Origin of the sequence: Persicirhabdus sediminis (assembly GCF_016595495.1) — a bacterium.
GTDB classification, from domain to species: domain Bacteria; phylum Verrucomicrobiota; class Verrucomicrobiia; order Verrucomicrobiales; family Akkermansiaceae; genus Persicirhabdus; species Persicirhabdus sediminis.
This window is the reverse complement of sequence record NZ_JAENIM010000038.1, coordinates 1-2370: the sequence shown is the minus strand read 5'-3', so window position 1 is coordinate 2370 and position 2370 is coordinate 1. Positions and strand designations below refer to the sequence as shown.

3 protein-coding genes are annotated in these 2370 nt (G+C 43.3%); all 3 read left to right on the top strand.

From position 1 onward, the window contains the following. Positions 1 to 101 precede the first annotated feature (101 nt). The 3 genes from JIN82_RS07515 (at position 102) to JIN82_RS07505 (ending at position 1756) form a co-directional block, all read left to right on the top strand. Positions 102 to 359, top strand: coding sequence for a hypothetical protein (locus tag JIN82_RS07515; protein ID WP_200310076.1), 258 nt, complete (start codon positions 102 to 104; stop codon positions 357 to 359). Positions 360 to 522: 163 nt separating this feature from the next. Further along, a complete protein-coding gene (locus tag JIN82_RS07510) occupies positions 523 to 861 on the top strand; it encodes a DUF2004 domain-containing protein (protein WP_200311019.1) in 339 nt (112 codons plus the stop codon). Positions 862 to 1414: 553 nt separating this feature from the next. After that, positions 1415 to 1756, top strand: a complete 342-nt coding sequence (locus JIN82_RS07505; RefSeq protein WP_200311018.1) for a DUF4177 domain-containing protein — start codon at positions 1415 to 1417, stop codon at positions 1754 to 1756. Positions 1757 to 2370 lie beyond the last annotated feature (614 nt).

Here is a 2370-nt window from a genome sequence, read left to right as displayed (position 1 = left end):
GCTAGACGTTCTCTCAAAAAATATGGCGCGGATAATCGAGTCGAAAGGCGAGCTGATTGCAGACGCTCTCCAAGCTGGTGCTAGTTACGAATAGGACGGATATGAACCAGAATACGTGGAATCGATTGACGCCTGAACAGCGAACTGCGGTTCAGGCCATGTCGTCACGTTTCATCAAGGCAGTTCAGTCATCGAATGCCCGTGACGGTTGGGATTTCGGCGAGAAGTATTCTGTGCAGGAGGTTGGAGGTCAGTTTGTGATTACAGATGGCACAACACCTCTTCCTGGAATTGCGCACTCTGATCGGCAGGTGATGGAGGCTTTATACGGAGACGCGATTGGTAACTATGGGCGCTAAGAAACCAACGGAGAGAACAAGTCGTCGCAGATCAACGCCCTGCCCGCTACGAGTCGGAGTCGACATGAACGCTCGGACGTGTACCCTGAAATCGACGCGCGCCCTCGGCAGGGCGTGACTGGACTCAAACGTTCGTTCTCCTAAAAATAAGCACACGAAATTTATGCCTATACACCAAGACACTATCGACAAATTTTCCTCCATTGCACTTTCAGCTATAAAGGCTGCATATGGTACAGAAGATGATGAATATGGCTCAACTCTATTTGTGGCACACCACCTAGAGGAATTAGAGGCTTCATATTGGCAATCTCATTTCAAGGTTGATGTTCCGGAAGCTTCTCAAATACTTGATTCTCTTGTGTTGAGCCCATATTGCATCGATGAAGAAGATGAAGTCATTAATAATTTAGACTTTACTCTACCTGGAGAAGTTACCAATTACCTTATTTGCGTATGTTTTGAGGGAGATGAGGTTATTGATATTACCATGGAGAGTTAACCAAATCGGAGAACAAGTCGCAGCACCCAACCGCTTCCCCGCCGAATTACTGACCTTTATGACCATTTCAATCCCAACCCAAAAACCTAGCGCGCTGAATGGTCAGCGGTTGGTGTGCTAGACGTTCTGCTAAATAACCCATGTCTAAAACCCTACTCTACATAATCAAAGTTCTTGTCTCTATCGGCATAACGTACGCAGCTTTCTCAATATTCACAAAACTGCTTGATCTGTTTATAACCACTGAAAGCCAAACGACGATAGACGCAATTTATATGATCGTATTCATTCTACTATATACAGCAGTTAAGGAAGTTATTGAAGAGCTTATGGAGCCCCTTTTAAAGCTTCGTAAAGCAAACTGATATAAAGCTGCTAGTAGAGCTACTGACTAATCCCAACAAATTAACTTTGCAGAACAAGCCGCAGCACCCAACCGCTTCCCCGCCGAATTTCTGACCTTCATGACAATTTCAATCCAAACCCAAAAACGTAGCGCGCTGAGCGGTCAGCGGTTGGTGTGCTAGACGTTCGCTTAAAAATTATAACATCTATGAAAATAATACTACTAACGCTGATTTCTTTGATTTCCGCGATTTGCATATCATGCAATGACACTAATGCAGGAACTAACGATAAAAAACCAACTTACAGAGTAGTTAGCCTTCTTGAAGTTTATGAGGTCGATAAAGGTGAGGTGAAAACATGGTTAAAGTCCAATAGTCCTGAAACATACAAATCAATATACGACAGTGAAGGGAAAGCAAAAAAGGGTTCAATCTTAACAGGAAATCCAGAAGAAATAGGAATGTATGAGTTCTTTCTTAATAAAATGTCTAAGGAAGGTTGGAGGCTAGTTACAACAACTCAATCATCAGCTGTCTTTGAGAAGTAGTAACGAATAGAGGCTGTTATTAACAGCTCGATAATCAAGGTTTCACCCAACAGAATAATCAATATCGAATAAATAAAATCAGCGAACAAGTCGCAGCAGTCCAACCGCTGACGGCCCCTTTTCTGCCAAGATTCATGATAATTACAACCTGTAAACCAGTAGCAAAGCTAGCTCTCCCGTCAGCGGTTGGTGTGCTAGACGTTCTGCTAAATAACCCATGTCTAAAACCCTACTCTACATAATCAAAGTTCTTGTCTCTATCGGCATAACGTACGCAGCTTTCTCAATATTCACAAAACGGGACTGACTGAAACTTTGTGTTTTTGGTCTAACTCTAATCATTGATTCTTTGAATCAGTGATAAAAAATTCTTACTCGATGGAGGACGGAGTTCCAGAGCAAAATCATATAAGTGCCGCAGGCCGCAGCATTGGCTTGCCCAATGCGGAGTTATGCTGATTTTCTCTGGAGCTGCGTTCACCATTCGATGTGATGAGGCATCAGAAGTTGATGCGGCTTAAGTCTGGCATTCTCTTACCTAACTCAATGGAAAAGTGAGCCAGTACTGGTCCCCAGTTTTGGATTGGCATGGTCCACTTTTTACTCGCTCTATC

Excerpts from the sequence above, each read along its gene's own strand:
- JIN82_RS07515 (WP_200310076.1), top strand. The coding sequence starts at position 102 with ATGAACCAGAATACGTGGAATCGATTGACGCCTGAACAGCGAACTGCG.
- JIN82_RS07505 (WP_200311018.1), top strand. The coding sequence starts at position 1,415 with ATGAAAATAATACTACTAACGCTGATTTCTTTGATTTCCGCGATTTGC.
- JIN82_RS07510 (WP_200311019.1), top strand. The coding sequence starts at position 523 with ATGCCTATACACCAAGACACTATCGACAAATTTTCCTCCATTGCACTT.